Here is a 24,557-nt window from a genome sequence, read left to right as displayed (position 1 = left end):
TGATGACTAACCGACACCTGCCGGGCACTAAGCAGGCAGCTGATCGTGCCTATGCAGCTCAATGTAAATCACAGCCCCCTGCTCTCCAGCCAGATTCGTGCAGCCTTCAAGGCTTCTTCAGGTTTGTTGATCCTGCCGAAGGCCAGCTCCGCGCTCAGGTGGGCGAGCAGCTGGCCCAGCTGGCGTGAGGGCCCCAGCCCGAGGGTCTGCTGCAGTGTCCAGCCATCCACGGGGGAGCGGGGATGGAACAGGGGGTCGTCGGGGTTGCGCCAGCGCTCCATCCAGGCCAGAGCCACCGCCGGAGGGAAGAACAGCAGCAGGGAAGGCAGATCCTCGGCCAGTTGCTGGTGGAGGCTCAGGCGCTGCGTCTCCGTCAACGTCTGCAGTTGCCCCTCGACCCCGCCGGGGCCCTGGGCGAGCAGCTGATTCCACCAATGGTGCAACTGCCCGCAGCGCCGTTGGAGCTGGCGGCTGGCGCGGAGTCGCTCCAGGCCGTCGGCGTCGAAGAGCACCGCCAGACGGGCCAGCCCCAGGGCGGCGACGGCTTCAGACGGGCTGAGGCCCAGGCGGCCGGTTTGCTCGGCATCGAGCCTCTGCAGGCTGAGCAGCTGGGCCGCCCGGTTCGGCTCCGCCTGGTGAGGGGCAAGGAGACCTGGACCGCTCAGCCATGGGTCCAGCAAGCGGGATTCAAAGGCGACGGCAAGACCCCGCTGGCCTGCCGGGCAGGCGGCCAGTTTTTCCAGCTCCACCAGCACCCGCTCCGGTGCTACCTCGGTGATCTGGCGGTGATGCGCCCGGATCCACTCACCCGTCTGGTCGTCGAGCTCGAAACCAAGCTCGGCGGCGAGTCGGATGCCGCGCAGGAGCCGCAGTGGATCGTCGAGCAGGTTGGCTTCCCGCACCGCCACGATCCGCGCCAGTGCCAGATCCCGCAGGCCTCCGGTGGGATCGAGCAGGGGGGCCTGGGAGCCCAGGGGCAGAGCGAGGGCGTTGAGGCGGAAATCGCGCCGCCAGAGGTCCTCCTCCAGGCTGCTGCCCACCTGGCGAGCCAGATCCAGGCACCAGCCCTTCAGCACCAGGCGGGCGATCGAGCGCTTGCCGTCCAGAACCACGGCACTGCCGCCGTGGCGGCGGCTGAGTTCCCGGCAGAGGCTGATCGCATCGCCTGGAACCACCAGGTCGAGATCGGGTCTGGCCCCCAGGCGCTGCAGCAGTCCATCCCGCACGGCGCCGCCCACCAGCGCCGCGCCGGCGGGGAGCTCCGCCAGGGGCAGGGGCCAGGCCTCGATCCGCAGGGCCCGGCGCAGCATGGCGGCCGCCTCGGCCAGCCCAGCGGAGCCCTGGTCGCTCCACCCCAGAATGGTGGGGTCCGTGGCCCGCCGGGGGATGTGCATCTGCGTGGACTGTCTCTGGGTCGAGCGATGCCAGGCCTATCACGCGGTGGAGCGGCAGCATGGTGTCTGCCACCTGAGCGCCAGCCCTGATTTTCAGCCGCTCGAGCCGCGCATCCACGTGCAGGTGATCGATCTGCCAGACGCCAAGGTGGGGGTGGAGTGGGACGTGCGGGCCTGCCGGAGCTACCAGGCCGATCCAGGTCGCTGGCTTCGGCTCAGGCCCGGGGAGCCCCAACCCGGATGAGCGAGCGGATCCCCCTGTTGCTGGCCCTGCACAGCAGCACCGACACCCTCGCGGTGGGCCTCCAGCCCCTCGGTGGCGGCCTGGCGACCGTGGCCTCCCATCCCCTCGGCCGCAGCCTGGGGAACGAACTGCTGGTCTGCGTGGAGAGGCAGCTTCCCGCCAGCCGCTGGAGCGAACTGGGCCGCCTGGCGGTGGCCACCGGACCCGGGGGCTTCACGGGAACCCGGCTCAGCGTGGTGCTGGCCCGCACCCTCGCCCAGCAGCTCGGCTGCCCCCTCGATGGGTTCAGCAGCTTCCTGTTGTGCGCCCGCTGCCTCTGGCTGGCTGGGGAGAGCGGCAGTCGGCACAGCCCTTTCTGGGTGACCCAGGTGCTGCCGCGTCGAGGCGTGGTGGCGGGCCGCTACCAGGCCGATTCAGCGGCGTTGGGCGGGCTGGCGGAGATGGAGCTGCCACGGCTGTTCCCGTCCTTGAGTGCCCTCTCGGGGGCTCCCTGCTTCGAGGCCAGGCTCGACCCAGCCGCCGATCTGAGCCAGTTGCTGCTGCTGAGTCAGGCCGCGGCGGCTGCCGGCCGGCCGGCACCCTGGCAGCCCGTTCTGCCGATCTATCCCACCAGCCCTGTGCTGCCCGCCTGATGCGGCGACTCCTCCCCGGGGCCCTGCTCGGACTGGCCCTGGTCGGGCTGGTCCAGTTGACGAGGCCCGGACCGCTGCCGGTTCCCTCGTTCGCTCTTTCGCCGGCTGCACAACCCCAGCTGATCCTGGTGCTGGGCGGCGATGTGGCCAGGGAACGACGGGCAGGCCAGTTGGCTCAGCGCTATCGGTTGCCTGTGGTGGTGAGTGGTGGCAGCAATCCGGAGTACGCCCAGTGGTTGTTCCACCAGGAGGGGCTCGGCCCCCACCAGTACCAGCTCGATTACCGGGCCCGCGACACCGTCACCAACTTCACCACGGTGGTGGACGATCTGAAAGGCTCCGGCATCCGCCACGTTCTGCTGGTCACCAGCAGCGACCACATGGAGAGAGCCCTGCTGGTGGGCCGCATCATCGCCGGCAGTCGGGGCATCCAGCTGACCCCGGTGACCGTGCCCTGTGGGCCCCGCTGCCTGCCGGAACGCCGCAGCAAGGTCTGGCGTGATGGCTTCAGGGCGTTGGTCTGGGTGATCAGCGGCCGTGATCCGGCCCAGTGGGCGGTAGCAGGGAGATGACCTTGCCCGGTGGCAGCAGACCCTGGTCCAGCAACCCATTGATCTGTGCCTGGCAGGCGAGGGTGGTGGCCTCCAGATCGCTGCGGCGCCGCGAAGCCGGCGGTGGAATCGGCTGGCCGATGCGGATGTGAATCGGCACCAGCCGCGGCCAGAGCCGACCGGTGCCGAGTGCCCGGTGGCTGTTGACGATCGCGACCGGCAGCAGGGGGATCCCCGCCCTGGCTGCCAGAAAGGCGGCTCCCTGCTGGGGATCGTTCACCCGGCCATCCCCCTGGCGGGTGCCATCAAGGAATACGCCTGTGGCCCAGCCTTCGGCCAGGCGGGCCATGGCGACGCGGATGGCCTCACGGTCGCTGGCGCCGCGGGCAACCGGGTAAGCCCCGCACGCCCGGATGATCGCGCCCAGCAGCGGAACCCGAAACAGCTCCGCCTTGGCCATGAAGGCCACCGGACGACCGAGGGCGTGGCCCAGCAGCGGTGGATCCAGATGGGAGCCATGGTTGGCCACCACCACCAGCGCCCCCTCCATCGGCACCTGGGCGTTGCTGGCGGTTCGACCACGGAAAAGCAGTCGGTAGATCGGAAAGACCAGCAGATAGCTGACCAGTCGGTAGGTGAAGCTGGGCCGGGGCGTCAGCAGGGCTGGCGGCAGAGGATTCCCATCCGGCGAGGCGGGACCACTCAAGATCCCAGATCCTCGGCACTGGCGATCCGCGCCGTGACGATCGCGTCGAGGTCCCGCTTGATCAGACCACTGAGCACGTTGCCGGGCCCGATCTCCACCACGGTGTCGATCTGCTGGATCGGGAACTGGGCCATGGTGTCGCGCCAACGCACGCCGCTCACCATCTGCCGGGCAAGCCTGGCCTTGAGAACCTCGCCGGCGGTTTCGGGCCTGGGATCGGCATTGCTGAGCACAGGAATGGTGGCGTTTGCGAAGGCAATCGGCTCCAGTACCGCTGCGAAGGCGGTGGCCGCCTCCTGCATCCAGGGTGAATGGAACGCCCCCGAAACGGCGAGGGGAACGGCCCGCTTGCAGCGCAGGGCGCTGGTCACTTCGGCCACCGCCGCCGGCTGACCGGAGAGCACCACCTGGGAGCGGCTGTTGTCGTTGGCGATCACCACCCCCTCGACGGCCGCCACCAGCTTCTCCAGTTCGTCTCGATCGAAGCCGATCACGGCGGTCATCGCTCCACCCCCGGCCGCTGCCATCAGTTCACTGCGTCGTTGGATCAGCTGCAGACCGGTGGCGAAGTCGAACACATCGGCCGCATAGAGAGCCACCAGTTCCCCCAGGCTGTGGCCGGCCACGAGCTGGGCTGTGCGCCCCTGGGCCTTGAGGCCATCCACCAGCAGGCTTTCAACCACGAACAGGGCTGGCTGGGTGTTGCGGGTGTCGTTGAGATCACTGGGATCCCCGACTGGATGCTGGCCGGATCCGGCGCAGATCCCCAGCAGATCGCGGCCCAGCCGCTGTGAGGCTTCGTCAAAACGCCGCCTGGCATCGGGGAGATTCAGAAGTCCCTCGGCCATGCCGAGTTTCTGTGATCCCTGGCCGGGAAAAACCCAGGCAATCCCCATGGTGACGTTTTCGTGAACCGGCAGGAGATTAGGTGCTGGCCGCCATCGGCCCCTGCCAGCGCAGCAGGGCGGCCCCCCAGCTCAGACCGGCGCCGAAGCCACTGGTGGCGATCAGCTGACCCGGGCGGATGCGGCCGTCCCGGACGGCTTCATCCAGCATCAGCGGGATCGTGGCCGCTGAGGTGTTGCCATAACGGGCCAGGTTGCTGAGCACCCGTTCGGCGGGAATATCGAGGCGTGTGGCCACGGCATCGAGGATGCGCTGGTTGGCCTGATGCAGGAGCAACCAGTCGATCTGGTCGGCCTTGGTGGCGGTGTCTTCCAGCAACGCCTCCAGCACGGAAGGAACCTCCCGCACGGCGAATTTGTAGACCTCCTGCCCGTTCATGTGGATGGGCAGGAAGCCCCCGCGCTGGGCGGAGTGGCCGTTCACCAGGGGCTGACGTTCCAGGCTCTGCTCCAGGGAAAGGCAGGCGGCGCGGCGACCATCGGAGTGCATGCGGAAGCCCATCAGTCCATCCCGTTCGCCCGGACAGGCTTCGATCGCCACGGCGGCGGCCCCATCACCGAACAGCACACAGGTGCCGCGGTCGTTCCAGTCGACCCAGCGGCTCAGTTGATCGGCGCCGATCACTAGGGCCCGCCGCATGCTGCCGCTGCGGATGTAATGACCGGCCGTGATCAGGGCGAACAGGAAGCCGCTGCAGGCGGCGGTGAGATCGAAGGCCACCGCCCGGTGGGCCCCCAGCGCTCCCTGGATGCGGGGGGCGGTGCCGAACAGGTCATCGGGGCTGGAGGTGGCCAGCAGGATCAGATCCAGATCCTCCGGACTCCAGCCGGCGTGCTCCAGGGCCTTGCGGGCGGCTCCGGTCGCCAGTGTGGTGAGTGTTTCCTCAGGACCGGCGACCCGACGCGAGGCGATGCCGGTGCGGCTGCGGATCCAGGCGTCGCTGGTGTCCACCCGCTGGCTCAGTTGTTCATTGCTGACGCTGAGAAGGGGCAGCTCACTGCCGCATCCCACCAGGGCCATCCCCCTGCCCAACTGACCGAGCGACACCTGCGTGACCACCGTTGGGCACAGTCAACCACAGGCCTGCGCCGCCTCCACCTCGGTGCTCAGCTGGTGCAGATCGTCCATCACGCCGTGGCTGGCGGCCCGATGGGCCAGGCGCAGGGCACTCACGACCGAGAGGGCCTTGCTGCTGCCGTGGCCGATCACGCAGATCCCATCCACCCCAAGCAACAGGGCGCCGCCGTGCTCGGCGTGGTCAAGGCGCTTCTTGATCCGTACCAGGTTGCTGCGCAGGAAGGCAGAACCCACCTTGCCGCGGCGGCCGCGGGGCAACTCGGCCCGCAGCACATCGAGGAGCACGCTGCCGACCGATTCCAGGAACTTGAGCACCACGTTGCCGGTGTAGCCATCGCAGACCACCACGTCGAACTGGCCCGAGAGCACATCACGGCCTTCGCAGTTGCCGACGAAACGGAGCCTGGGCTCCCCCTGGAGCAGAGGAAACGTCTTGATCGTGAGGTCATTGCCCTTGCAGGCCTCCTCCCCGATGTTCAGCAGGCCGATACGCGGGCGGGTCACCCCCATCACATCCCGGCTGTAGATGCTGCCCAGCAGGGCGAACTGAAGCAGGTAACTGGGTTTGCAATCCATGTTGGCTCCCACGTCCAGCACCAGCACCTGCTCAGCGGGATCCTTGGTGGGGAACAGGGCTCCGATCGCCGGTCGCTCGATGCCTTTCAAGCGGCCCAGGCGGAAAATGGCCGCGGCCATCACGGCTCCGGAATTGCCGGCGGAATAGACCGCCACGGCTTTCCCTTCCCTGACCTGATCCATGGCCAGGTTGATGCTGGCATCGCGCTTGCGGCGCACCACCGTGGCTTCCTCGTGCATTCCCACCGAAGGGCCACTGCCGATCAGCTGCAACAGACCGGCGGCGATGGCCTCGTTGAGCTCATCCTCCAGATTCAGCGCGGCCACGGCCTGGCGGACGGCCTCGGCCTCGGCGACGAAGCGGATCCGCAGCGGCAGCACCCGCACCGCATCCAGGCAGCCGGCCAGGATGGGGCCCGGGGCGTAGTCACCCCCCATGCCATCCACCGCCACCCAGCGACGATCGGCATCGCGGATCGGCGCCACGATCGGCACTCCTCCCTGCTGCAGCCGTCGCAGCGGCTGGATCATCAGGGGCTGCAACACCGAGCCGGCGGTGGAGGCCATGCTCCCGGCCATCGAGCCGGCGGCGGAAGCGGCGGTGCTGGCTGAAAAGGTGGCGGTGTCCACCAGGCTGGTGACGGCGGCGTTGCGTCGATACCAGATCACCAGCCGGCGGATCGCCCGACTGGGTTTGGCCCGCCGCTGGCGGGGGTCGAATTCAGAGTCCTTCGCTGCCAACGGCTTCCACGATGCGCTGGAACAGATATCCCGTGCCCCGGGCCGTGAGAATCAGCTCGGGGTTGGCGGGATCATCTTCCAGTTTGGAGCGCAGCCGGGAGATGTGGACGTCCACCACCCGGGTGTCCACATGACGTTCCGGTGTGTATCCCCAGACCTCCTTGAGGATCTCGCCACGGCTGAACGGCTCGCCGGAACGGCTGACCAGCAGTTCCAGCAGGCTGAACTCCATGCCGGTGAGGCGGATGCGTTCATCGCCGCGGTACACCTGCCGCTTGTTGGTGTCGATGCGCAGATCGCTCACCTGGATCACGCCGGAGTTGGGAATGCCCGCCACCTGCTCCTTGTCGACGCGGCGCAGCACGCAGCGGATCCGGGCCTCCAGTTCCTTGGGGCTGAACGGTTTGACGACGTAGTCATCGGCGCCGAGCTCCAGGCCGGTGATGCGGTCGGCCACATCGCCGAGGGCGGTGAGCATCACGATCGGCACGTCCGACTCCTTGCGCAGCTCCTGACAGACGCCGTAGCCGTCGAGCTTCGGCATCATCACGTCGAGCACGACGAGATCGGGACTGGAGAGCCGGAACGCTTCGAGGGCCTCAAGGCCGTCGGAGGCGGTGACCACGTGGTAACCGATCATCGAGAGCCGTGTTTCCAGAATCCGACGAATGCTGGCCTCGTCATCGACGACCAGGATGGTTTCCTTGGCGGGGGTGGAAGCCGTCATCGCGGCGGGCAGGATTACAACAGATCCGACCACTGAAAAGGCCTGAGTGCCAAGGGTTCATCGAACGCCACCATTCTTCATACACCGCTTTGGCACGCTCCCCCGTTTCCTACGTCTGCCAGAGCTGCGGAGCCCAGGCGCGCCAGTTCCTGGGCCGTTGCCCCGGCTGTGGTGGCTGGAACACCCTGGTCGAGCAGCTCAGCCCTGCCACCGAAGGTCGCCGCCGCCGGTCGGCGGGTTCCCTGGCCGCCGCTCCCCTGCCTGGGGAGCCCCGGCCGCGGCGCTCCCAGCCGATCCAGGCGGTGGGAGAGCGTCCCCTGGCGCGGCTGGCCAGCGGCTTCGAGGAACTGGATCGGGTCCTGGGGGGTGGGCTGGTGCCCGGGTCGCTGGTGCTGGTCGGAGGTGACCCCGGCATCGGCAAGTCAACGCTGCTGCTTCAGGCCGCCCAGGTGATGGCCCGCAGCTGCTCGGTGCTCTATGTGAGCGCCGAGGAATCGGCCCAGCAGGTGAAGCTGCGCTGGCGCCGGCTGGGGCCTGACGCCGGCCAGGGCCCTGAGCCCGTCTGCCTGCAACTCCTGGCTGAAACCGATCTCGACCTGGTGCTTCAGGAACTGGAGTCGCTGCGGCCGGCGGTGGCGATCATCGACAGCATCCAGGCTCTCCACGATGCGGAACTCACCAGCGCGCCAGGCTCGGTGGCCCAGGTGCGTGATTGCGCCGCCGCCCTGCAGCGCCTGGCCAAGCGCCAGGACACGGCCCTGCTGCTGGTGGGGCATGTCACGAAGGAGGGAATGCTGGCCGGGCCGAAGGTGCTCGAACATCTGGTGGATGCCGTTCTCACCTTCGAAGGAGACCGTTTTGCCAGCCACCGGCTGCTGCGAGCGGTCAAGAACCGCTTCGGCGCCACCCATGAGCTCGGTGTGTTCGAGATGCGGGATCGGGGCCTCATCGAGGTCAGCAACCCCAGCGAGCTTTTCCTGGGCAGCGATGGCCCCGCCGCCGGCACGGCCACGATCGTGGCCTGCGAAGGCACCCGCCCCCTGCTGGTGGAGCTGCAATCGCTGGTGAGCAGCACCAGCTATGCCAGCCCACGCCGCACGGCCACCGGCATCGGCATCAACCGCCTCCACCAGATCCTGGCGGTGCTGGAGAAGCACATGGGCCTGCCGCTCTCCCGCTTCGATTGCTACATCGCCGTGGCCGGTGGGCTCGATGTGGAGGAACCGGCCGCCGACCTGGGCGTGGCGACGGCGGTGGTGGCCAGCTACCGCGACCTCACCGTGCCGGCGGGCACGGTGCTGGTGGGGGAACTGGGGCTGGGGGGGCAGCTGCGTCCGGTGGGCCAGCTGGAGTTACGCCTGCAGGAGGCCGCCAGGCTTGGTTTCCGTCGTGCGGTGGTTCCCCGGGCCAGCGGCCTGAGCCCCCTGGCGGCGGATCTCGATCTTGAGGTGATCGAGGCCGCCAGCGTGGCCGAGGCCCTGGTGGCGGCCCTGGGGGTCGATCCGGCCGCCGACTGAAAGCCCCAGCCGCCGGCTCTGGGCTCAGAAGTACACGTCGACAGAACCGCGGCCGCTGGTCTTGAGCCAGTTCTGGGCCTCGATGTAGTTGTTGGGAGCCATCCGGATCGCCCGGCCCCAGAATTCGGCAGCGCGGGAGAAGCAACGATCCGATTCATCGGTGTCGCCCCGCTCCTCAGCCAGGGAGCCGAGATGGTGATGGATCACGGCCATGTTGTTGAGGGCCTGGGGCATGTTGCCATTGAGTTCGAGAACCTGGTCATAGAACTCCAGGGCCTTCTGGTGATCGCCATTGCTGGTGAACACCAGAGCCATGTTGTAGAGGATGAAAGCGCGGTCGTTGGGGTCGTCCTCAAGCCTGAGCGCCTCTTCGTAGTTCTCCAGCGCCTCGGCGTACTCCCCGTCTCCCTGGGCGCTCATGCCGTCGCGGTAGTAGGCGAAGGCCTCCTTGGAGCGTCGATTCGTGGGCAACACCTTGAGGATCAGGTCGGCCATCACCGTGAAGCTCTTGTCGATGAAGTTGTCGTTGCGTTGGCTGCGGGGCACGGTGGCGGACGGCGGCTCGGTGATCCCATCCTGACGGTTGCCCGCCGTCGGGGGCCTGTCCGGCTCGACTGCCTAGCCTTGGACCCTTCGGCGCCGGCTGTGATCTCTCCTCCTGCCCCATCCCCGCAGAGCACGCTCCTGTTGGAACCTCTGCTGCTCGATCTGGAGGGACTGAAATGCGGCGGCTGCGTACGGGCCGTGGAGCAACGGCTCCTGGAGCAGCCCGGCGTCCGGCAGGCCAGCGTCAACCTGCTCACCCGCACCGCCTGGGTGGAGCTGGAGGCTGATCAGGCCGGCGATCCCGTGCCGGACCTGATCGCCAGCCTCCAGTCGCTCGGATTCGGTGCCCAGCCCCGCGACCCAGGCATCCCGCCTCGCAGCCGCTACGAGCGACAGGACGACCACCGCTGGTGGCAGGACTGGCGCCAGCTGGTGGTGGCCCTGGTCCTGCTGCTGGTTTCGGTGCTCGGCCATCTCACCATGGCCGGCAGCCTGCCCCCTTCGCCCCTGGGTGCCCTCGGCTTCCATGCCCTGCTGGCCACCGTGGCACTGCTAGGCCCAGGCCGTTCGATCCTGGTGCGCGGCGCCAGCCAGGCCTGGCATGGGGTTCCCGGCATGGACACCCTGGTGGGTCTGGGGATGGGCAGTGCCTATCTGGCCAGTCTGGTGGCTTTCCTCTGGCCCCGTTCGGGCTGGCCCTGTTTTTTCAACGAGCCTGTGATGCTGCTCGGGTTCGTGCTGCTGGGGCGCTTCCTGGAGGAGCGGGCCCGCAACCGAACGGGGCGGGCGCTTGAGCAGCTCGCCGAACTGCAACCGGATACGGCCCTGTTGCTGCTGGGAGATGACCCGCCTCGCCAGGTGAGGATCGGCGGCTTGCGGCCGGGTGACAGGCTGCGCCTGCTGCCCGGTGATCGCATTCCCGTCGATGGGGTTGTGCTTGAGGGCTGCTCTGCTGTGGACGTTTCGAGCTTCAGCGGCGAATCCCTGCCGTTGGAAGCCGGGCCCGGCACCGAGCTGGAGGCCGGCATGCTGAACCTGCAGGCCCCCCTGGTGCTGGAGGTGCGCCGGGCCGGCGCGGCGACCGCGCTGGCCCGCATCATCGATCTGGTCGAGCAGGCCCAGGCCCGCAAGGCGCCGATCCAGGGCCTGGCCGATCGGATCGCCGGCCGTTTCTGTCTGGCTGTTCTGGTCCTGGCTCTTGGCACGTTCCTGTTCTGGTGGCAGTGGGGAACGCTGCTCTGGCCCCAGGTGCTGCTGGCCGCAAGCGATCGCCACGGCGCGATGGCCGGCCACGGCGGTCTGCAAGGTGTGCTGGGCGCAGCCACAGGCACGCCGTTTTCCCTGGCTTTGCAACTGGCGATCTCCGTGCTGGTGGTGGCCTGTCCCTGCGCGTTGGGCCTGGCCACCCCCACCGCCATCACGGTGGGCTCGGGCCTGGCGGCACGCTCCGGTCTGCTGTTCCGTGGCGGCGATGCGATCGAGATGGCCGCCAGCCTCAGGGCCGTTTTGTTCGACAAGACCGGCACCCTCACCCTGGGACGTCCCCTGGTGACGGCGATCGAGCCGGTCGAGGTGGGCGGCACTGAGCGGCTGATCCGTGTGGCCGCCACCCTTGAGCAGCAGACGCGCCATCCGCTCGGCCATGCCCTGCTTCAGGAGGCCCAGCTCCGCGAGCTTTCGTTGCTGGAAGTGGCCAACAGCACCACCTTCGCCGGCGCTGGCGTTGAGGGGGAGGTGGCCGGTGAGCTGGGGGTCTGCAGGGTGGGCCGGCCCGACTGGCTGGCCCAGCTCGGTCTGCAGGCAGGCCAGGCACTGGCGGCCAGGCTGGCGGCGCTGGAAGCCGATGGCGCAACGGTGATGGCGGTGGCCGCCGGTGACGCCCTGCTTGGCCTGGTAGCGGTGCAGGACCAACCCCGCCCCGATGCCTCCAAAGCACTGGAGACCCTGAAACGGAACGGCCTCAGCCTGGGTGTCCTGAGCGGTGATCGGCGCCAGGCGGTGCTGCGCCTCGGCGCGGAGCTGGGACTGGAGCCTGGATCCCTGGCCTGGGAGCTTCGTCCGGAGCAGAAACTGGCGCAGATCCTGCACCAGCGCCAACAGGGGCCGGTGGCCATGGTGGGCGATGGCATCAATGACGCCCCTGCCCTGGCGGCGGCCGACCTCGGAATCGCGATCGGGACGGGCACCCAGATTGCCCAGGACACGGCCGACCTGGTCATCCTCGGCGATCGCCTTGAGGCCGTGGCGGAGGCCCTGCTTCTGGCCCGTCGCACCATGGCCAAGGTGCGACAGAACCTGGCCTGGGCCTTCGGTTACAACCTGGTGATGCTGCCGGTCGCGGCGGGCCTGCTGCTGCCGGGCTTCGGCCTGCTGCTGTCCCCTCCTCTGGCCGCCCTGCTGATGGCAGCCAGCTCGATCACCGTGGTGGTGAATGCGCTTTCGCTGCATGGCCGCCCCTGACCCCGGTTCAGCTCCAGGCAGGTTCCTTGTGCTGGAAGGCATCGATGGCTGTGGCAAGACCACCCAGCTGCAGCAGCTGCGCCGCTGGCTCCCAGCCAGTGGCCTGATGCCTGAAGGAGCCAGGCTGGTGATCAGCCGTGAGCCCGGGGGCACGGCCCTCGGCCTGGCCCTGCGGGCGCTGCTGCTCGATCCGCCGCCCCACTCCGCACCCTGCCCCACCGCTGAGTTGCTCCTCTACGCGGCGGATCGGGCCCAGCATGTGCAGGAGATCCTCCAGCCCGCCCTCGCCGCGGGTGACTGGGTGGTGAGCGACCGGTTCTGCGGTTCGACCGTCGCCTATCAGGGCTACGGCCGCGGCCTCGATCTGGAGCTGATCGCCGGCTTGGAATCGATTGCCACAGCTGGCCTGGAGGCCGATCTCACCCTGTGGCTCGATCTACCCCTGGAGCTTTCGCTGCAGCGGCGTGGCGATCGACCCGCCGATCGGATCGAGGCCGGTGGAGGCGCCCTGCTGGAGCGGGTTCGCGATGGCTTTGCCACGCTTGCCCGTGAGCGCGGCTGGGAGCGGATCGATGCCGCGCCGCCCTCGTCAGCGGTGGCCCTGTCGATTCGCTCCGCCATCCGCCGCTGGCTCGGGGACCCCGGCGATGGCTGAGCTGTTCGTCGACCTGATTGGCCAACCCCGGGCCGTGGGCCTGCTTCAGGCCAGCCTCGTGCTCCAGCGGCTGGCTCCTGCCTATCTGTTCGCCGGCCCGGATGGGGTCGGTCGGCGTCTGGCCGCGTTGCGTTTCCTTGAGGGTGTGCTGGTCGGGCTGGAGGGATCGCCCGCCGTGCGGCGGCGACTGCTGGAGGGAAACCACCCCGATCTGCTCTGGTTGGAGCCCACTCACCTGCATCAGGGTCAGCTGCTCACGGCCTCCCAGGCCGACGAGCTCGGCGTCACGAAGCGGGCGCTGCCCCAGTTGCGCCTGGAGCAGGTGCGTGCCGTCAGCCGCTTCCTGGCCCGTCGTCCCCTCGAGGCCGGCCGCTGCCTGGTGGTGATCGAGGCTGTGGAGGCGATGGCTGAAGGGGCGGCCAACGCCCTGCTCAAGACCCTGGAGGAGCCGGGTGATGGGCTGCTGATCCTGCTCACGTCCGCGCCGGAGAGGCTGTTGAGCACGATTCGCTCCCGCTGCCAGCTGATCCCCTTCGGCCGGCTGGATGCCGGGGCGATGGTCCAGGTGCTGAGCCGGTTGGATCCTGGCGTTGAAGCGGCGGCCGTTCCAGCCTCAACAGACCCGGCTGCCTTGCTGGAGCTGGCGGCAGGATCCCCGGGCGCCCTGTTGCTTCATCGTCAGCAGTGGCGGGCGCTGCCCGAGGAGCTGGCCGGGCGGCTGCTTGCCGGCGACCGCCTGCCGATCGAGGCGCTCGCCCTGGCCCGCGATCTCTGTGAAGCCCTCGACCTTGAGCAGCAACTCTGGTTGCTCGACTGGTGGCAGTGGCAGCTCTGGCGCAGCACTCTGCGGCCCTGGGATCAAGCCCGGATCGAGCGGTTGCGCGGACAGTTGAAGGGCTTTGTTCAACCCCGGCTGGCCTGGGAGGTGGCCTTGCTGGAGCTCAGCCAGCCTGCTGGGCTCCGGCCTGCTCCAGGTGCGTTCCGGCAGGAAGTTCCAGGCAGTAGCCGGCTCCGTAAACCGTCTTGATGAAGCGGGGTTTGCGGGGATCCGGTTCCAGTTTCGTGCGCAGATGGCGGACGTGCACCCGGATCGTCTCGATGTCGTCGTCGGGTTCATAACCCCAGACTTCCTTGAGGATCAGCGGCGGTGCCACCGTCTGTCCATGGCGCTGGAGCAGGCAATGCAACAGCTCGAATTCCAGATGGGTCAGCCGCACGGCCGTGTCGAACCAGATCGCTTCGAACCGTTCCCGCACCAGGGTCAGGGGGCCAAAGCTGAAAATCTCCCCTGGTTTGGTGGCGAGAGAGGCACGATCACTGCGGCGAAGCAGGGCCTTGACCCTGGCGAGCAGCTCCTCGAGATCGAAGGGTTTGGTGAGGTAGTCGTCGGCGCCGGAGTTGAAGCCGCTCACCTTGTCCTTGGTTCCTCCCAGGGCCGTGATCATCAGGATCGGGATGCCGGCACTGCGTTCATCCCGCCGCAGCCGCTGACACAAGGTGATCCCGTCCACTTTGGGCAGCATCAGGTCGAGCAGGATCAGATCCGGATTGGCCTGCATGGCCAGGGCCTGGCCCTTGATGCCGTCGTCGGCGCACTCGACCCGGAAGCCGCCGTGCTCTAGGTGACCCGCCACCAGCTCCCGCATGTCCGTGTCGTCCTCGATCAGGAGGATGCAGGGCTTCGTGGCAGCTTGCCTGGGCACCGGGATTGACACTGTCATCGCCCAATGGGTTCCGTACTGCTGAGCCAGCTCTGAGCCAGCTCTGAGCCAGCTCGTGGCCAGCTCCGAGCCGCCTGGGCAGGCCAGGAGTGCCCCAGGCCAGGGCCCGGAGCAACGGCGGAGACAGCCGGAACGTGAACCCTGAAATCTTAAGTCTTCCTTTTCTTTCGGCCCCTGTCAGGACCAGGCTTGGAGGCGTTTCAGGGGGCGTGGAACCCCAGTTACAGCGGCGATGGGCTTGAGCGGAAAACTCCCCGGGCGGGATTCGAACCTGCGACCAATCGGTTAACAGCCGATCGCTCTACCACTGAGCTACCGAGGATTGTGGCTTCGTGAACCTACCCCTCAGCCTTGCCGCCCGGCAAGGGGGGGAAGGCTCCGCTCCAGGTGCTCCCGCAATCGCCTCCCCTCTTGCCAGGGTCCCAGGCCTCCCCTCTCCATCTGGGCGGCAGCGTGGCAGCTGTCGAGCTCTTCGAGCCGGTGGGTGATCCAGAGCGCGGCCAGGGGGCTCTCACGGCGGCTGCAGAGCTGCCTGATCAGGCCGAGCACCTCCTGCTGGCTGATGGGATCCAGCAGGGCGGTGGGCTCATCCAGCAGCAGCAGGCCGGCCTCGCTGGCCAGGGCACCGGCAATCGCCAGCCGCTGTTTCTGGCCACCGCTGAGGGTGTGGATCGGGCGTTGCTCGAAGCCACCGAGCCCCACCTGAATGAGGGCCGCCTCAACCCTGGCCTGCCGCTGGGCCCGATCGAGTCCTTCGGGAAGGGAGAGCTGAAGATCGGTGCCGCAGCTGGGCAGCAGGAGTTGGTGGTCGGGGTTCTGGAACACCAGAGCGGTTCTGTGCAAGCAGTCGATCCGGCCCCGCTGCGGCTCAAGCAGGCCGGCGATAAGCCGCAGCAGAGTGCTTTTGCCGCTGCCGTTGCCGCCCACCAGCATCCACAGCCCTGGCTCCGGCAGGCGGAAGCTGCACTGATCAAGGGCCAGGCTGCCGGAGGGCCAGGTGAAGCCGAGTTGCTCCACCACCAAAGGGCTGGTCAAGGGTCAGGTATCGAAGGAAAAGCCAGGCCGCTTGCTGCCTCCACCACCGGCCGCCGATTTTTCGTAGATCTGCAGGGCCACCAGTTCACTGCTCAGCAGGCTGACCCGTTTTTCCTCGGCCTTCTCACAGGTGAGCTCGATCACCCGGGGTTGGCCGCTCTCCAGGGCGTTCTTGATCCGGTCGTAGAGGGCCTGGGCGTCGCCCAGCTCCTTGCGCTGCACCGAAACGGGCATGGGGCTGAGCTTGAGAGAGAGCTCGACGACGTACACAGCTTGAAGGGAAAGGCCAGGGTTCACTCTGGCGAATGGCGGGGCAGCGCGCCGAGGCGGGTCCGGTTCGGCGGGAGGAAGCTGCCGGGCCGCAGTGACCGCATCCATCCACCTAACCTGGTGATGTAAAGCTTCATGAAGCACCCATGACGATTGCCCTAGGGCGCGCGCCTGCCACACGGGGATGGTTCGATGTCCTCGACGACTGGCTCAAGCGTGACCGCTTCGTTTTTGTCGGCTGGTCCGGTCTGCTGCTGTTCCCCACCGCCTACCTGGCACTGGGCGGCTGGCTCACCGGCACCACCTTCGCCACCTCCTGGTACACCCACGGCATTGCCAGCTCCTACCTGGAGGGCTGCAACTTCCTCACCGCTGCCGTCAGCACCCCTGCCGACGCCATGGGCCACAGCCTGCTGTTGCTCTGGGGTCCGGAAGCTCAAGGTGATTTCGTGCGCTGGGTGCAGCTCGGTGGCCTCTGGCCGTTCGTGGCGCTGCACGGCGCCTTCTCCCTGATCGGCTTCATGCTGCGTCAGTTCGAGATTGCCCGGCTGGTGGGCATCCGCCCCTACAACGCGATCGCCTTCTCCGGCCCGATCGCGGTGTTCGTGAGTGTGTTCCTGATGTACCCGCTGGGTCAGAGCAGCTGGTTCTTCGCACCATCCTTCGGGGTGGCGGCGATCTTCCGCTTCCTGCTGTTCCTGCAGGGCTTCCACAACTGGACGCTGAACCCGTTCCACATGATGGGCGTGGCCGGCATCCTCGGCGGTGCGCTGCTGTGTGCCATCCACGGCGCCACAGTGGAGAACACGCTGTTTGAGGATTCCGAGCAGGCGAACACCTTCAAGGCGTTCGAGCCCACCCAGGAAGAGGAGACCTACTCGATGGTCACCGCCAACCGCTTCTGGAGCCAGATCTTCGGGATCGCCTTCTCCAACAAGCGCTGGCTGCACTTCTTCATGCTGTTCGTGCCGGTGATGGGTCTGTGGACCAGCAGCATCGGCATCATCGGCCTGGCGCTGAACCTGCGTGCCTACGACTTCGTGAGCCAGGAAATCCGCGCCGCTGAGGATCCTGAATTCGAAACCTTCTACACGAAGAACATTCTTCTGAATGAAGGTCTGCGTGCCTGGATGGCACCGGCTGACCAGCCGCATGAAAACTTCGTCTTCCCTGAGGAGGTCCTGCCCCGTGGTAACGCTCTCTGATTTCTGAGCGCCTTCATTCTGTTTGGCAGTGAAGTCAATAGGGGCGCCCGATCGGGCGCCTTTTTTGTTGGCAACGGAACTCGCTGTGATCCGTTTCCCCGGCTTTTCTTCTAAACTGGCTTCGTTCTGTCAGCAGTGTCGTGGAGTGTTGTCCCGGAGCCTGCTCCAGGATTCACTCCGAAGGCGTCACCGGCTGGCGTTTTTTCCCCCAGGGGAGGAGGTGTCTGTGAGTCACAGTTCCATGTGCAAGGGTCTGCTGATCGCGGAGAACGCCGTCTGATTTCAGGCAGCAGCCTCTGAGTTCAATCGGTTCCGCGCCAGAGCGGACCCGGCGAGAGCCCCCGTTTCCACCCTCTGGTGGGAGCGGGGGCATCGTTCATGGTGAACCATTCATGGTGAACCGGCCATGGTGAACCGGCCATGACGAACCGGCCATGCTCAAACGGTCCTCGTGAGCCGATCGGCCGATCAGCGTTCGTCCTTTGGCTCCAGCTCGAAAGTCTTCACCAGTTCGGCCAGCCGCTCCTGGGCGTCGGCACGATCTGCCATTCCCCGCGCCAGCAACACGACCCCCCCCTCCACATCCACCACTCCATAGCCAGGTGAGAGCTCGGGGATCAGCTCGATGATGCGGGCGATTTCTCTGCGGTCACCATCCGACACGCTCAGATTTCTGCTCAGCATCGCCAGGTCCGCTGCGATCCACTCCACCTCGCGGGGGGCACCAGCTCTGTCTGCGTAGCGCCAGCTGCGCGGGAAGCGCACCAGCACTTCCCGCTCGGCGAGCAGCGGAACCAGGGGGGTGGTGGCTGCCACGGAGGCCGTTGGCGGGATCTGCTGGAGAACACGCCGGGCTGTCTGGCCATGCTTCCAGAGCTGGGCGGGGTTGGTGTAGATCCACGGACTCACGCTGTCGGGAATCAGGAAGGAGAGGGCGCGGTTGGGATTGCTGCTGATCGTGAGCAGAATCGACAACCCAATCGCTCCGATCCAGACGGCCCGAAGCCTGGGCCGCTGGAAGCTGCCCTGATGCTGCTGCCACCAGAGCACCGCCCCCGCGAACAGGCCGGGCACCACCAGCAGCGCGTAGCGCACGTTGATGGCCAGTGGCGGTGGTTTCCCATCCGCCAGCAGCAATCCCAGAAACGGCAGTCCCATCAGCAACCAGCTGTCCAGGGAGATCAGCGGAATGAACAGAAGCGGCAGACCCTGGGCAAACAGGTAGCGGAGCGTGTCTCCAGGTTCGTTGACAAGCTCCCGGATCAGTCCGATGGGGGTTGAAAGGATCTTCCCCGCCACATCCAGGCTGCTGGCACGATCCTGATCGCCGATGAAATGGCCGAAATTCTCCACCATGAAGCGGCGCGAATTGTCATCGCTGAACAGGGGCATCAACACAGTGGTGACGATCACGACCCAGCTGATTCCCACCCCGCCGATCAGCAGTGCTGCCGGCCACTGTTGCTTGCGGCGCACCAGGATCCAGAGACTCACCCCGGCCAGCAGCACGCCCGTGTCCTCGCGGATCAATGGGATCAAAACCGTGCAGAGGGCCACCAGCCACCAGCTCCGCCGCTGCCAACCCCAGACCAGCAGAAAGAAGGCCAGGGGCAACTGGCAGAGATCCGTGAAGTTTCCCCAGGTGGGGCCGATCACGGCATTGGCTGCGAAGAAGGAACAGGTGAGCAGGGCCGCCAGTCGATCGTTGTTGCTTCCAAGGGTCTGGAGGGCGAAGCGATGCAGAACCAGTCCGGCGGCCGTCATCAGGCCCACCTGCACCAGGGGCAGGGCTCCTGCGCCCAGCAGGCCCACCAGGGGGGCCCAGAGCAGCAGCGCCGGGGTGAAGTGCTGTCCCAGCCGGTGATAACCCAGGGCGGGCAGTAGTCCGTCGTGGACAACGCTGGCGGAAAGCTGGGAGGAGAGGGTGCTCTCGAATGGATGGCCCCGCAGGCTGTTCCAGAGCACCTGCAGAAAGATGCCCTGGTCGTAGGAAGCGGTGAGAACCTGCAGGCGCCACCACTGCAGGACCAGGCCCACGACGGCGAACACCACGGCGGCAGCCAGGACAACGCCGCTCCAGGACCGGCGATCAGCGGAGTGGTTCATCGGAGAGGGGCACAACGGTGCATCGCCAGAGTTGCCAGTCCTGGTCGCCCAGCCTGCTCAGGCGGCAGTGGGAACCAGGCTCCAGAAGCAGGGGAGGAGGCGGAGTGGAGGCTTTGGCAAGCAACAGGAACGGGGTGGGCGTGCCGGAGCTCGCCCTGGAAGGCAACGGATCGATTGGCCGCTGGGCATACCAGTTGAGGCTGGGCCGCCGCCCTGATTGTCCTGCCACATAGATCGGCAGCAGGCCTGTGTCGGCCCCTGTCTCGGCAGCCCTGGCCAGGCTGGCCAGCGGCCGTACGTCGTCCTGCTCGTTCAACTCCCAGTTCCAGAGCGAACTCTGGAAGAGCAGCAGCAGGGAGAAGCACCAGCCCGCCAGCAGCAGGGCCAGTCCGCTGCGGCGCTGCCGTGCCGTGGGGCGCAGCAGCATCAGGCCGCCCACCAGCAGTCCAAGGCCTGCCGGCAGAACGAGGCGGCTGGCCTCGCCAGGCAGCCCGGTCCGGCCTGTTGCGGCCAGCAGGGCGAGCACGACCAGGCCGCCGCCCAGCACAGACCAGAGGATCGGCACGAACCGCAGGGGGGGGCGGTCCTGCCGGGGTTGCAGCAGCCGCGCCAGCAGCGGTCCGCAGAGCAGGGCGAACGGCAACCAGAGGGGATGGCTGTACCAGGGCAGCTGGGTGCGCAGCGGCAGGATGGATGCCGCCAGCACCAGCTGAAGCACAAGGCACCAGCGACCCCAGGGCATCGAGCGCTGCCGCCAGGCGATGACCAGGGCCATCGGCCAGAGCGGCAGCCAGGGCCAGCCTCCTTCCAGCAGCTCGATCAGAGGCACCCGCCAACCGAGCTCACTGCCTTCGCCGGCATCCAGCAGCACCCTGGTGACCCCGTCTCCGCCCCAGAGCCAGAGCGCAGCCCCGCCGCGGCTCCACCCATGCCAGAGATGCCAGGCCAGACCCGGCCCCAGACCCAGGACCAGTCCGATCAGCAGTTGACCCCAGCGCCGCCTGCCGGGGCTGGGGTCGGCGGCCAGTCCGATCAGCCCAGCCGCCAGGGCCGGCAGCAGGACCGGGGCCTTCAGCAGCAGCAAGGCGCTTCCGGCCAGCCCGGCCATGCCCCCCTCCCGGAGTGCGGAGTGGCCGGACGAGCGGCTGCGCAGCAGGGCCCACCAGAGCATGGCCATGGCTGAGAGCTGGGGGCCGTCAAGCATCGCCAGGCGGCCATGGCGCGCCACCGGCAGAAGGGTCAGCATCACGGCTGCCGTGGCCAGGGCCGCGCCCCGCTGTCCTGGCCGCAGCTGACACTGAACCAGGCCCACCAGGGGTACCACCAGGGTCGAGAGCAGCGCCGGCGCCAGCCGCATCACCCACTCCGGCGGCAACCCGGCGGCGGCGGCGGAGCTGGCCTGGCGCCAGAGCGAGATCGTTTCGGCGATCAGCAGATGCAGCCCGGGGGGCTTGTTGAGGTAGGGATCCCCCCAGAGGGTCGGCAACAGGCCCCGGGGAAGCCCCCGATCGGCGATTTCGAGGCTCACGCGGGCCACGATGCCCTCGTCCCAGTCGCGCAGCGGCAGGTTGCCCAGCCCTGTGCCGGCCAGGATCAGGGCGACGGCCCAGAGCAGCAGCAGGCCGCGCCAGGGGACGGTGGGGGGGCGAGGGCCGGGGCTGATCGCTTCCATCGGATTCAGCGGCGGGCGGGCTCGATCGGGCCCAGCGGGATCAGAAAGCTCGAATCCGCTCCACAGTCTCCGGCATGGGCGCAGACCCAGCTGCGCAGCCTGGTTTTGGCTGGGCCGTTCTCGAAGGGTCTGAAGCTTTCGATCTGCTGGAAGCTGCCGGCCAGGGCCGCGGCACCGCGTTGCCGCCATTCCTCTGGGCTGCGTTTGATCAGGCCTGCCGGGGAGACCAGCCAGCCTTTGCGGTGGGCCAGATAGAGAACGGTGGGATCCGAACCGCTGGCCACCACGACCCTGGCTTCAGGGGGCGTGGCCTTTCGGATCCGCTCGGCAAGGGCCAGGGTCGGCGATCCGGCCGTGTTTTCGCGGCTCCAGTAGTCGATCGTCAGCACGGTAAGGCTGACCAGGGGCAGCAGGATCAGCAGGATCCAGCCCCTGCCGCGCAGCCAGGGCAGGGCTCCCTGCTGGAGTCGCACCCAGCCGAGGCCGATCAGGGGGGCGGCGAACAGGGTGAGCGGCAACTGGTAGTACTCGTGCACGGCACTGCTCTCAGGTGCCAGGGCTCCGGCGGCCAGGACGGCCCCGAGCCCGATCGGCAGCACCAGGGCCTGGGTTCGCTGCTCGCGGTCCGGGATGCGGCCCAGGCCCAGCAGCCCCAGCACCAGCAGGGGCAGCCCCAGCACCGCCAGGTTCCGGACCGTGATCCTGATGGCCAGACCCAGCCAGTAGCCGGGCCCGAGCAGGTCGCGCCAGCTGTAGCGGTTGGCTTCCCCGCCCCAGAAGCCGAAGCTGAGGCCACTGGCCTGGCCCAGTCGATGGGCGTGCCAGTACCAGAGGGCCGTCACGGCGGCGGCGGCCAGGGGAAACAGCCAGGTGCCGGGCTGCCGCAGCACGCGCCAGCTCCGCCGGGAGCCCCACAGCCACAGCAGCGGCACCCCCAGCCAGAGGAAGGGCAACACCTTGATCAGGCAGGCAGCAGTGAAGGCGAGCCAGCTCAGAAGCAACGGAAGTGGATCATCCCGCTCCAGCCAGGCCAGGAACCCCTCCAGGCAGAGGGCGGCCAGGAAGAGCAGGGTGGCTTCCGGCTGCACGGTGCGGCCATAGAACACCGGGATCGGCAGCACGGCCGCCGCCATCCCTCCCCACCAGCCCGCCCTGGCGCCCACGAGCCGCCGCCCGATCCGGATCAGCAGCCAGATCGTCAGCACGCTCAGGGCCACCGAAACCCCCCGGGCCAGCCACTCCCGCACCCCGAAGAGGCGATAGAGCAATGCCACCGCGTAGGGATAGAGCGGAAACTCCGCTTCCACCACGCCGCTGCCCGCTCCGGCCCAGTCGATCTGGGGCAGCAGGACATGCATCCCCTGCTCGGCGAAATTGCGGGCCATCGCGGCCGTGTCGGCCTGACGCCAGCTGTGGACCCCCAGGATCGGTGCCTGGATCTGAACCAGCCGGAGGGCGAGCCCCGTCAGCAGGGGAAGCCCGAGGGGGAGGCCGGCGGCGCCCCGCCCGGGCGGTGCGGGATCAGCGGCGGGCATCGTTGAGGGGGTAGTGGGCAGGAGGTTACTGGGGGCTCTCCGTCTCGCTTTCCGGCTCGCCCTCCAGCTCCGCCTGCACCATCCGGATGGCACGGGGCAGCGACTGTCTGGCCGGCTGAATCCGGCGCAGATCGCCGCTCAACACCCCGGCTAGATCGGCCAGGGCCTTGAGCACGGGCTGCTCGAACCGTCCGGAGGCGCCCTGCGCCACGGCGGCGGCCTGGCCGGCCTGCCAGTCGGCCAGCAGCACCACAGCCCGGTAGGCACTCGGCCACGGATTGGTGGGAGCGAGCCGCTCCAGGCGGCTGAACCAGCCATCCGCTTCGCTGGGCCGGTTGCGCAGCACGGCCAGCAGCCCCAGGCTCCAGAGGGCATCGGGATCGGATGGATTCCGCTCCAGTCGGGCCCAGGCCCAGGCGTTCACCCGGCGCTGATAGAGAAAGTGGCCATCGAGCTGGTGCTGGGGGCCGATCGCGGCGAACACCGCCCCAAGCCCGGCCGGCCCCTGCTTGATCCCTCTGGCCAGGGCGATGAAGCGCTGGTCGAACCGCCCGGCCGGCGGAGCGTCGGCGCGCCGGCGCCACAGTTCGATCTCCCTGCCGCGGTCCCACGGCCAGCTGCCGACCCGCCTGAACCGGCCATCCCGCCGCACCTCCCGGCTCAGGCGCCGCGACGCTTTCCGTTCGGTGCCCTGGTCGCCACTGGCGAGCAGCAGCCACTCGGCCTGCTCGAGCACGAGGGGGTGCTCCTCCTTTCGCTTGCCGATTTCGCGGCCGAGGATCTGGCCGCCGTTGAGGCGGCCGAAGCTGCTGACGTTGTGCTGGTTGAGCGAGGCTGTGGTGGGAATCACTACAACGGTGACCGGCTGGTTGGCCACCTGTTGCCTCAGCGCCGCGATCACGCTCACTAGGGGTGAACCGGGCTGGGCCTCGATCTGCTCAATCCGGGCCACTGCTGTTGTGGCCGCCGTGCCTGCAAGGCCGATGCCGAGCAGGGCCGCCGCTGCCGCACCCCTCCAGCGCGTCTGGATCCCATTCGCCTGGATCCCGTGCAGCAGGCTCCACCAGCCCCGCGCCAGCAGCAGCACCAGCAGGGGCAGCACCGGGGCGATGTACCGCGGATCCTTGTTCGGGCTCAGACTCGTGCAGAGCCAGCCGGCCAGGGCGCAGCCGAGCAGCCAGCCCCAGCCTGAGCCCCAGCCGATCAGGCCGCCGCTGGGCCCACTTCGCCGCCGCAGCCGCCGCAGCCAGGCGAGCAGGCCCCCCAGCCCTCCGATAGCCAAAAGGGGCATTCCGAGTTGCTCGGGCCCGAGCCTCGTGTACCAGAGCAGGCTGGCGAGGCTGAACGGGCCCGGATCCCCCTCCCGCGTCCCCGATTCGATCACGGCCCGGTTGGTGCCACCGAGGGTGGTGATCCAGTTGTGATGCAGCCAGGGCAGGACGGCCGCCAGCACCAGGGCGAGGGCTGCCAGCACCTGCAGGCGCCGCGGCCGCTGGCGCAGGCCAGTGCCGATCGCCCAGAGGCAGGGGAGCGCCAGCACCAGCAGGGCGCTCTGCTTCACCAGCACGGCCGCCGCGATCGCCGCCGCTGCCGCGAGGGACTGCCCCCAGCGGCCCCCGCTGGGGGCGGGTGCGCACCAGCGGCCCAGCAGCCAGAGCGCCAGCGTGGCGGCGGCGGTGAGCGGGAGATCCAGGGTGAAGTCCACCCGCAGGGCGGCCAGGGCAGGGGTGAGGCCGACCAGAGCCGCGCTCAGCAGGCCGAATCCCGGCCCGACCAGCTGCCGGCCCCAGCAGGCCACCACGGTGAGCAGCAAGGCCTGCCAGAGGGAAAGGGCCCAGCTGGCCTGATCAGGACTGTCGCCGGCCATCCCCATCACCGTGCCGTTCACCAGGCTGGCCAGGGGCGGGATCTTGGGGGAGAGATCGAGCAGGGCGCCCCATCCGCCCCAGCCGCCGCCGGGGAGCAGGCCCAGGGCGCGGCCATGGTCGACGGCACTGTTGAGGTATTCGGCCTGATCCCAGGCCGGCAGCCGCTGATCGAGCTGAAGCCAGAGCCGGTCGGCAGCGGTGCAGGCAAGCCAGATCAGGCCGAGTGCCAGCCACCAGCACCAGGTGGTTGCAGCCGGGAGCCGAAGCGAGCGAAACCGAAGACCGGCCAGGGGCCTGGGGCGAGGCCCCGACACTCTGACCGCCCGGCGGAGTGCGGAGCACCGATCCGCACCCTGGGCCGTTGTGCCTTCTGTCACAACCCCCTTGGCCATCCAGCCCCGCTGGAGTGACTC

The 24,557-nt window shown here is 68.3% G+C and carries 22 protein-coding genes and 1 tRNA gene; 8 read left to right on the top strand and 15 right to left on the bottom strand.

Going from position 1 to position 24,557, the window contains the following annotated elements:
• Window positions 1–68: 68 nt before the first annotated feature.
• Entirely contained in the window at window positions 69–1,394 is a 1,326-nt protein-coding gene (locus tag ACXMDY_RS10510; RefSeq protein ID WP_259701164.1) for a CCA tRNA nucleotidyltransferase, read from the bottom strand.
• On the opposite strand from ACXMDY_RS10510, the gene ACXMDY_RS10505 reads away from it, so the two are divergent.
• The 3 genes from ACXMDY_RS10505 to ACXMDY_RS10495 are packed head-to-tail and all read left to right on the top strand — an operon-like array spanning window position 1,387 to window position 2,842.
• Window positions 1,387–1,638, top strand: a complete 252-nt coding sequence (locus ACXMDY_RS10505; protein WP_259701163.1) for a Ycf34 family protein — start codon at window positions 1,387–1,389, stop codon at window positions 1,636–1,638. The genes ACXMDY_RS10510 and ACXMDY_RS10505 overlap by 8 nt on opposite strands.
• A complete protein-coding gene (gene tsaB, locus ACXMDY_RS10500) occupies window positions 1,635–2,270 on the top strand; it encodes a tRNA (adenosine(37)-N6)-threonylcarbamoyltransferase complex dimerization subunit type 1 TsaB (protein WP_259701162.1) in 636 nt (211 codons plus the stop codon). The genes ACXMDY_RS10505 and tsaB overlap by 4 nt, the downstream gene beginning before the upstream one ends.
• Entirely contained in the window at window positions 2,270–2,842 is a 573-nt protein-coding gene (locus tag ACXMDY_RS10495; RefSeq protein WP_259701161.1) for a YdcF family protein, read from the top strand. The genes tsaB and ACXMDY_RS10495 overlap by 1 nt, the downstream gene beginning before the upstream one ends.
• On the opposite strand, the gene ACXMDY_RS10490 is transcribed toward ACXMDY_RS10495, so the two are convergent.
• The 5 genes from ACXMDY_RS10490 to rpaB are packed head-to-tail and all read right to left on the bottom strand — an operon-like array spanning window position 2,799 to window position 7,554.
• A complete protein-coding gene (locus ACXMDY_RS10490; protein ID WP_259701160.1) occupies window positions 2,799–3,527 on the bottom strand; it encodes a lysophospholipid acyltransferase family protein in 729 nt (242 codons plus the stop codon). The genes ACXMDY_RS10495 and ACXMDY_RS10490 overlap by 44 nt on opposite strands.
• Window positions 3,524–4,423, bottom strand: a complete 900-nt coding sequence (gene fabD / locus ACXMDY_RS10485) for an ACP S-malonyltransferase (RefSeq protein WP_259701159.1) — start codon at window positions 4,421–4,423, stop codon at window positions 3,524–3,526. Before fabD ends, ACXMDY_RS10490 begins: the two co-directional genes overlap by 4 nt.
• Window positions 4,424–4,451: 28 nt before the next feature.
• Entirely contained in the window at window positions 4,452–5,453 is a 1,002-nt protein-coding gene (locus ACXMDY_RS10480; RefSeq protein WP_259701218.1) for a beta-ketoacyl-ACP synthase III, read from the bottom strand.
• 51 nt (window positions 5,454–5,504) lie between these two features.
• On the bottom strand, window positions 5,505–6,827 hold the full coding sequence (plsX, locus tag ACXMDY_RS10475; RefSeq protein WP_259701158.1) for a phosphate acyltransferase PlsX: 1,323 nt from the start codon (window positions 6,825–6,827) through the stop codon (window positions 5,505–5,507).
• On the bottom strand, window positions 6,808–7,554 hold the full coding sequence (gene rpaB / locus ACXMDY_RS10470; protein WP_259701157.1) for a response regulator transcription factor RpaB: 747 nt from the start codon (window positions 7,552–7,554) through the stop codon (window positions 6,808–6,810). Before rpaB ends, plsX begins: the two co-directional genes overlap by 20 nt.
• A gap of 89 nt (window positions 7,555–7,643) precedes the next feature.
• Between rpaB and radA the strand changes: the two genes are divergently transcribed.
• Window positions 7,644–9,071 (top strand): DNA repair protein RadA, encoded by a 1,428-nt coding sequence (radA, locus tag ACXMDY_RS10465; protein WP_259701156.1) that lies wholly within the window; start codon window positions 7,644–7,646, stop codon window positions 9,069–9,071.
• Between the two features lie 24 nt (window positions 9,072–9,095).
• On the opposite strand, the gene ACXMDY_RS10460 is transcribed toward radA, so the two are convergent.
• A complete protein-coding gene (locus tag ACXMDY_RS10460) occupies window positions 9,096–9,617 on the bottom strand; it encodes a photosystem I assembly protein Ycf3 (RefSeq protein WP_259701155.1) in 522 nt (173 codons plus the stop codon).
• Between the two features lie 141 nt (window positions 9,618–9,758).
• Between ACXMDY_RS10460 and ACXMDY_RS10455 the strand changes: the two genes are divergently transcribed.
• From ACXMDY_RS10455 to ACXMDY_RS10445, 3 genes are read left to right on the top strand one after another with little or no spacing between them, the layout of a single operon-like run.
• Window positions 9,759–12,077: a heavy metal translocating P-type ATPase gene (locus tag ACXMDY_RS10455; RefSeq protein ID WP_259701154.1), complete on the top strand. Its 2,319-nt coding sequence runs from the start codon at window positions 9,759–9,761 to the stop codon at window positions 12,075–12,077.
• A complete protein-coding gene (tmk, locus tag ACXMDY_RS10450) occupies window positions 12,064–12,732 on the top strand; it encodes a dTMP kinase (protein ID WP_259701153.1) in 669 nt (222 codons plus the stop codon). The genes ACXMDY_RS10455 and tmk overlap by 14 nt, the downstream gene beginning before the upstream one ends.
• The gene (locus tag ACXMDY_RS10445; protein ID WP_259701152.1) at window positions 12,725–13,759 is read left to right on the top strand and encodes a DNA polymerase III subunit delta'; all 1,035 of its coding nucleotides are present in this window, start codon (window positions 12,725–12,727) and stop codon (window positions 13,757–13,759) included. Before tmk ends, ACXMDY_RS10445 begins: the two co-directional genes overlap by 8 nt.
• Here the strand turns inward: ACXMDY_RS10445 and ACXMDY_RS10440 are convergent.
• The 4 genes from ACXMDY_RS10440 to ACXMDY_RS10425 form a co-directional block, all read right to left on the bottom strand.
• Window positions 13,674–14,453, bottom strand: a complete 780-nt coding sequence (locus tag ACXMDY_RS10440; protein ID WP_457767606.1) for a response regulator transcription factor — start codon at window positions 14,451–14,453, stop codon at window positions 13,674–13,676. The genes ACXMDY_RS10445 and ACXMDY_RS10440 overlap by 86 nt on opposite strands.
• Window positions 14,454–14,703: 250 nt before the next feature.
• A tRNA-Asn gene (locus ACXMDY_RS10435) sits at window positions 14,704–14,775 on the bottom strand.
• A 23-nt stretch (window positions 14,776–14,798) separates the two neighbouring features.
• Entirely contained in the window at window positions 14,799–15,488 is a 690-nt protein-coding gene (locus ACXMDY_RS10430; protein ID WP_259701150.1) for an ABC transporter ATP-binding protein, read from the bottom strand.
• Window positions 15,489–15,491: 3 nt separating this feature from the next.
• Window positions 15,492–15,758 carry a hypothetical protein gene (locus tag ACXMDY_RS10425; protein WP_259701149.1) on the bottom strand — a complete coding sequence of 89 codons (267 nt, stop codon included), beginning with the start codon at window positions 15,756–15,758 and terminating at the stop codon, window positions 15,492–15,494.
• Window positions 15,759–15,904: 146 nt separating this feature from the next.
• Here ACXMDY_RS10425 and psbD point away from each other — a divergent pair, with 146 nt between their 5' ends.
• The gene (gene psbD / locus ACXMDY_RS10420; protein ID WP_259731627.1) at window positions 15,905–16,963 is read left to right on the top strand and encodes a photosystem II D2 protein (photosystem q(a) protein); all 1,059 of its coding nucleotides are present in this window, start codon (window positions 15,905–15,907) and stop codon (window positions 16,961–16,963) included.
• A 468-nt stretch (window positions 16,964–17,431) separates the two neighbouring features.
• On the opposite strand, the gene ACXMDY_RS10415 is transcribed toward psbD, so the two are convergent.
• Genes ACXMDY_RS10415 through ACXMDY_RS10400 form a run of 4 tightly spaced genes read right to left on the bottom strand, consistent with a single transcriptional unit; the run spans window position 17,432 to window position 24,458 of the window.
• A complete protein-coding gene (locus ACXMDY_RS10415) occupies window positions 17,432–19,069 on the bottom strand; it encodes a DUF2079 domain-containing protein (protein ID WP_259701909.1) in 1,638 nt (545 codons plus the stop codon).
• On the bottom strand, window positions 19,053–20,741 hold the full coding sequence (locus ACXMDY_RS10410) for a phospholipid carrier-dependent glycosyltransferase (protein ID WP_259701910.1): 1,689 nt from the start codon (window positions 20,739–20,741) through the stop codon (window positions 19,053–19,055). The genes ACXMDY_RS10415 and ACXMDY_RS10410 overlap by 17 nt, the downstream gene beginning before the upstream one ends.
• A gap of 5 nt (window positions 20,742–20,746) precedes the next feature.
• The gene (locus ACXMDY_RS10405; RefSeq protein ID WP_457767605.1) at window positions 20,747–22,276 is read right to left on the bottom strand and encodes an ArnT family glycosyltransferase; all 1,530 of its coding nucleotides are present in this window, start codon (window positions 22,274–22,276) and stop codon (window positions 20,747–20,749) included.
• 25 nt (window positions 22,277–22,301) lie between these two features.
• Window positions 22,302–24,458, bottom strand: coding sequence for a glycosyltransferase family 39 protein (locus ACXMDY_RS10400; RefSeq protein WP_259701912.1), 2,157 nt, complete (start codon window positions 24,456–24,458; stop codon window positions 22,302–22,304).
• Between the last annotated feature and the right edge of the window lie 99 nt (window positions 24,459–24,557).

Source organism: Cyanobium sp. ULC082 (genome assembly GCF_977927535.1).
Note: the sequence above shows the minus strand (reverse complement) of the source record. Positions and strands in the feature narration are given on the sequence as shown.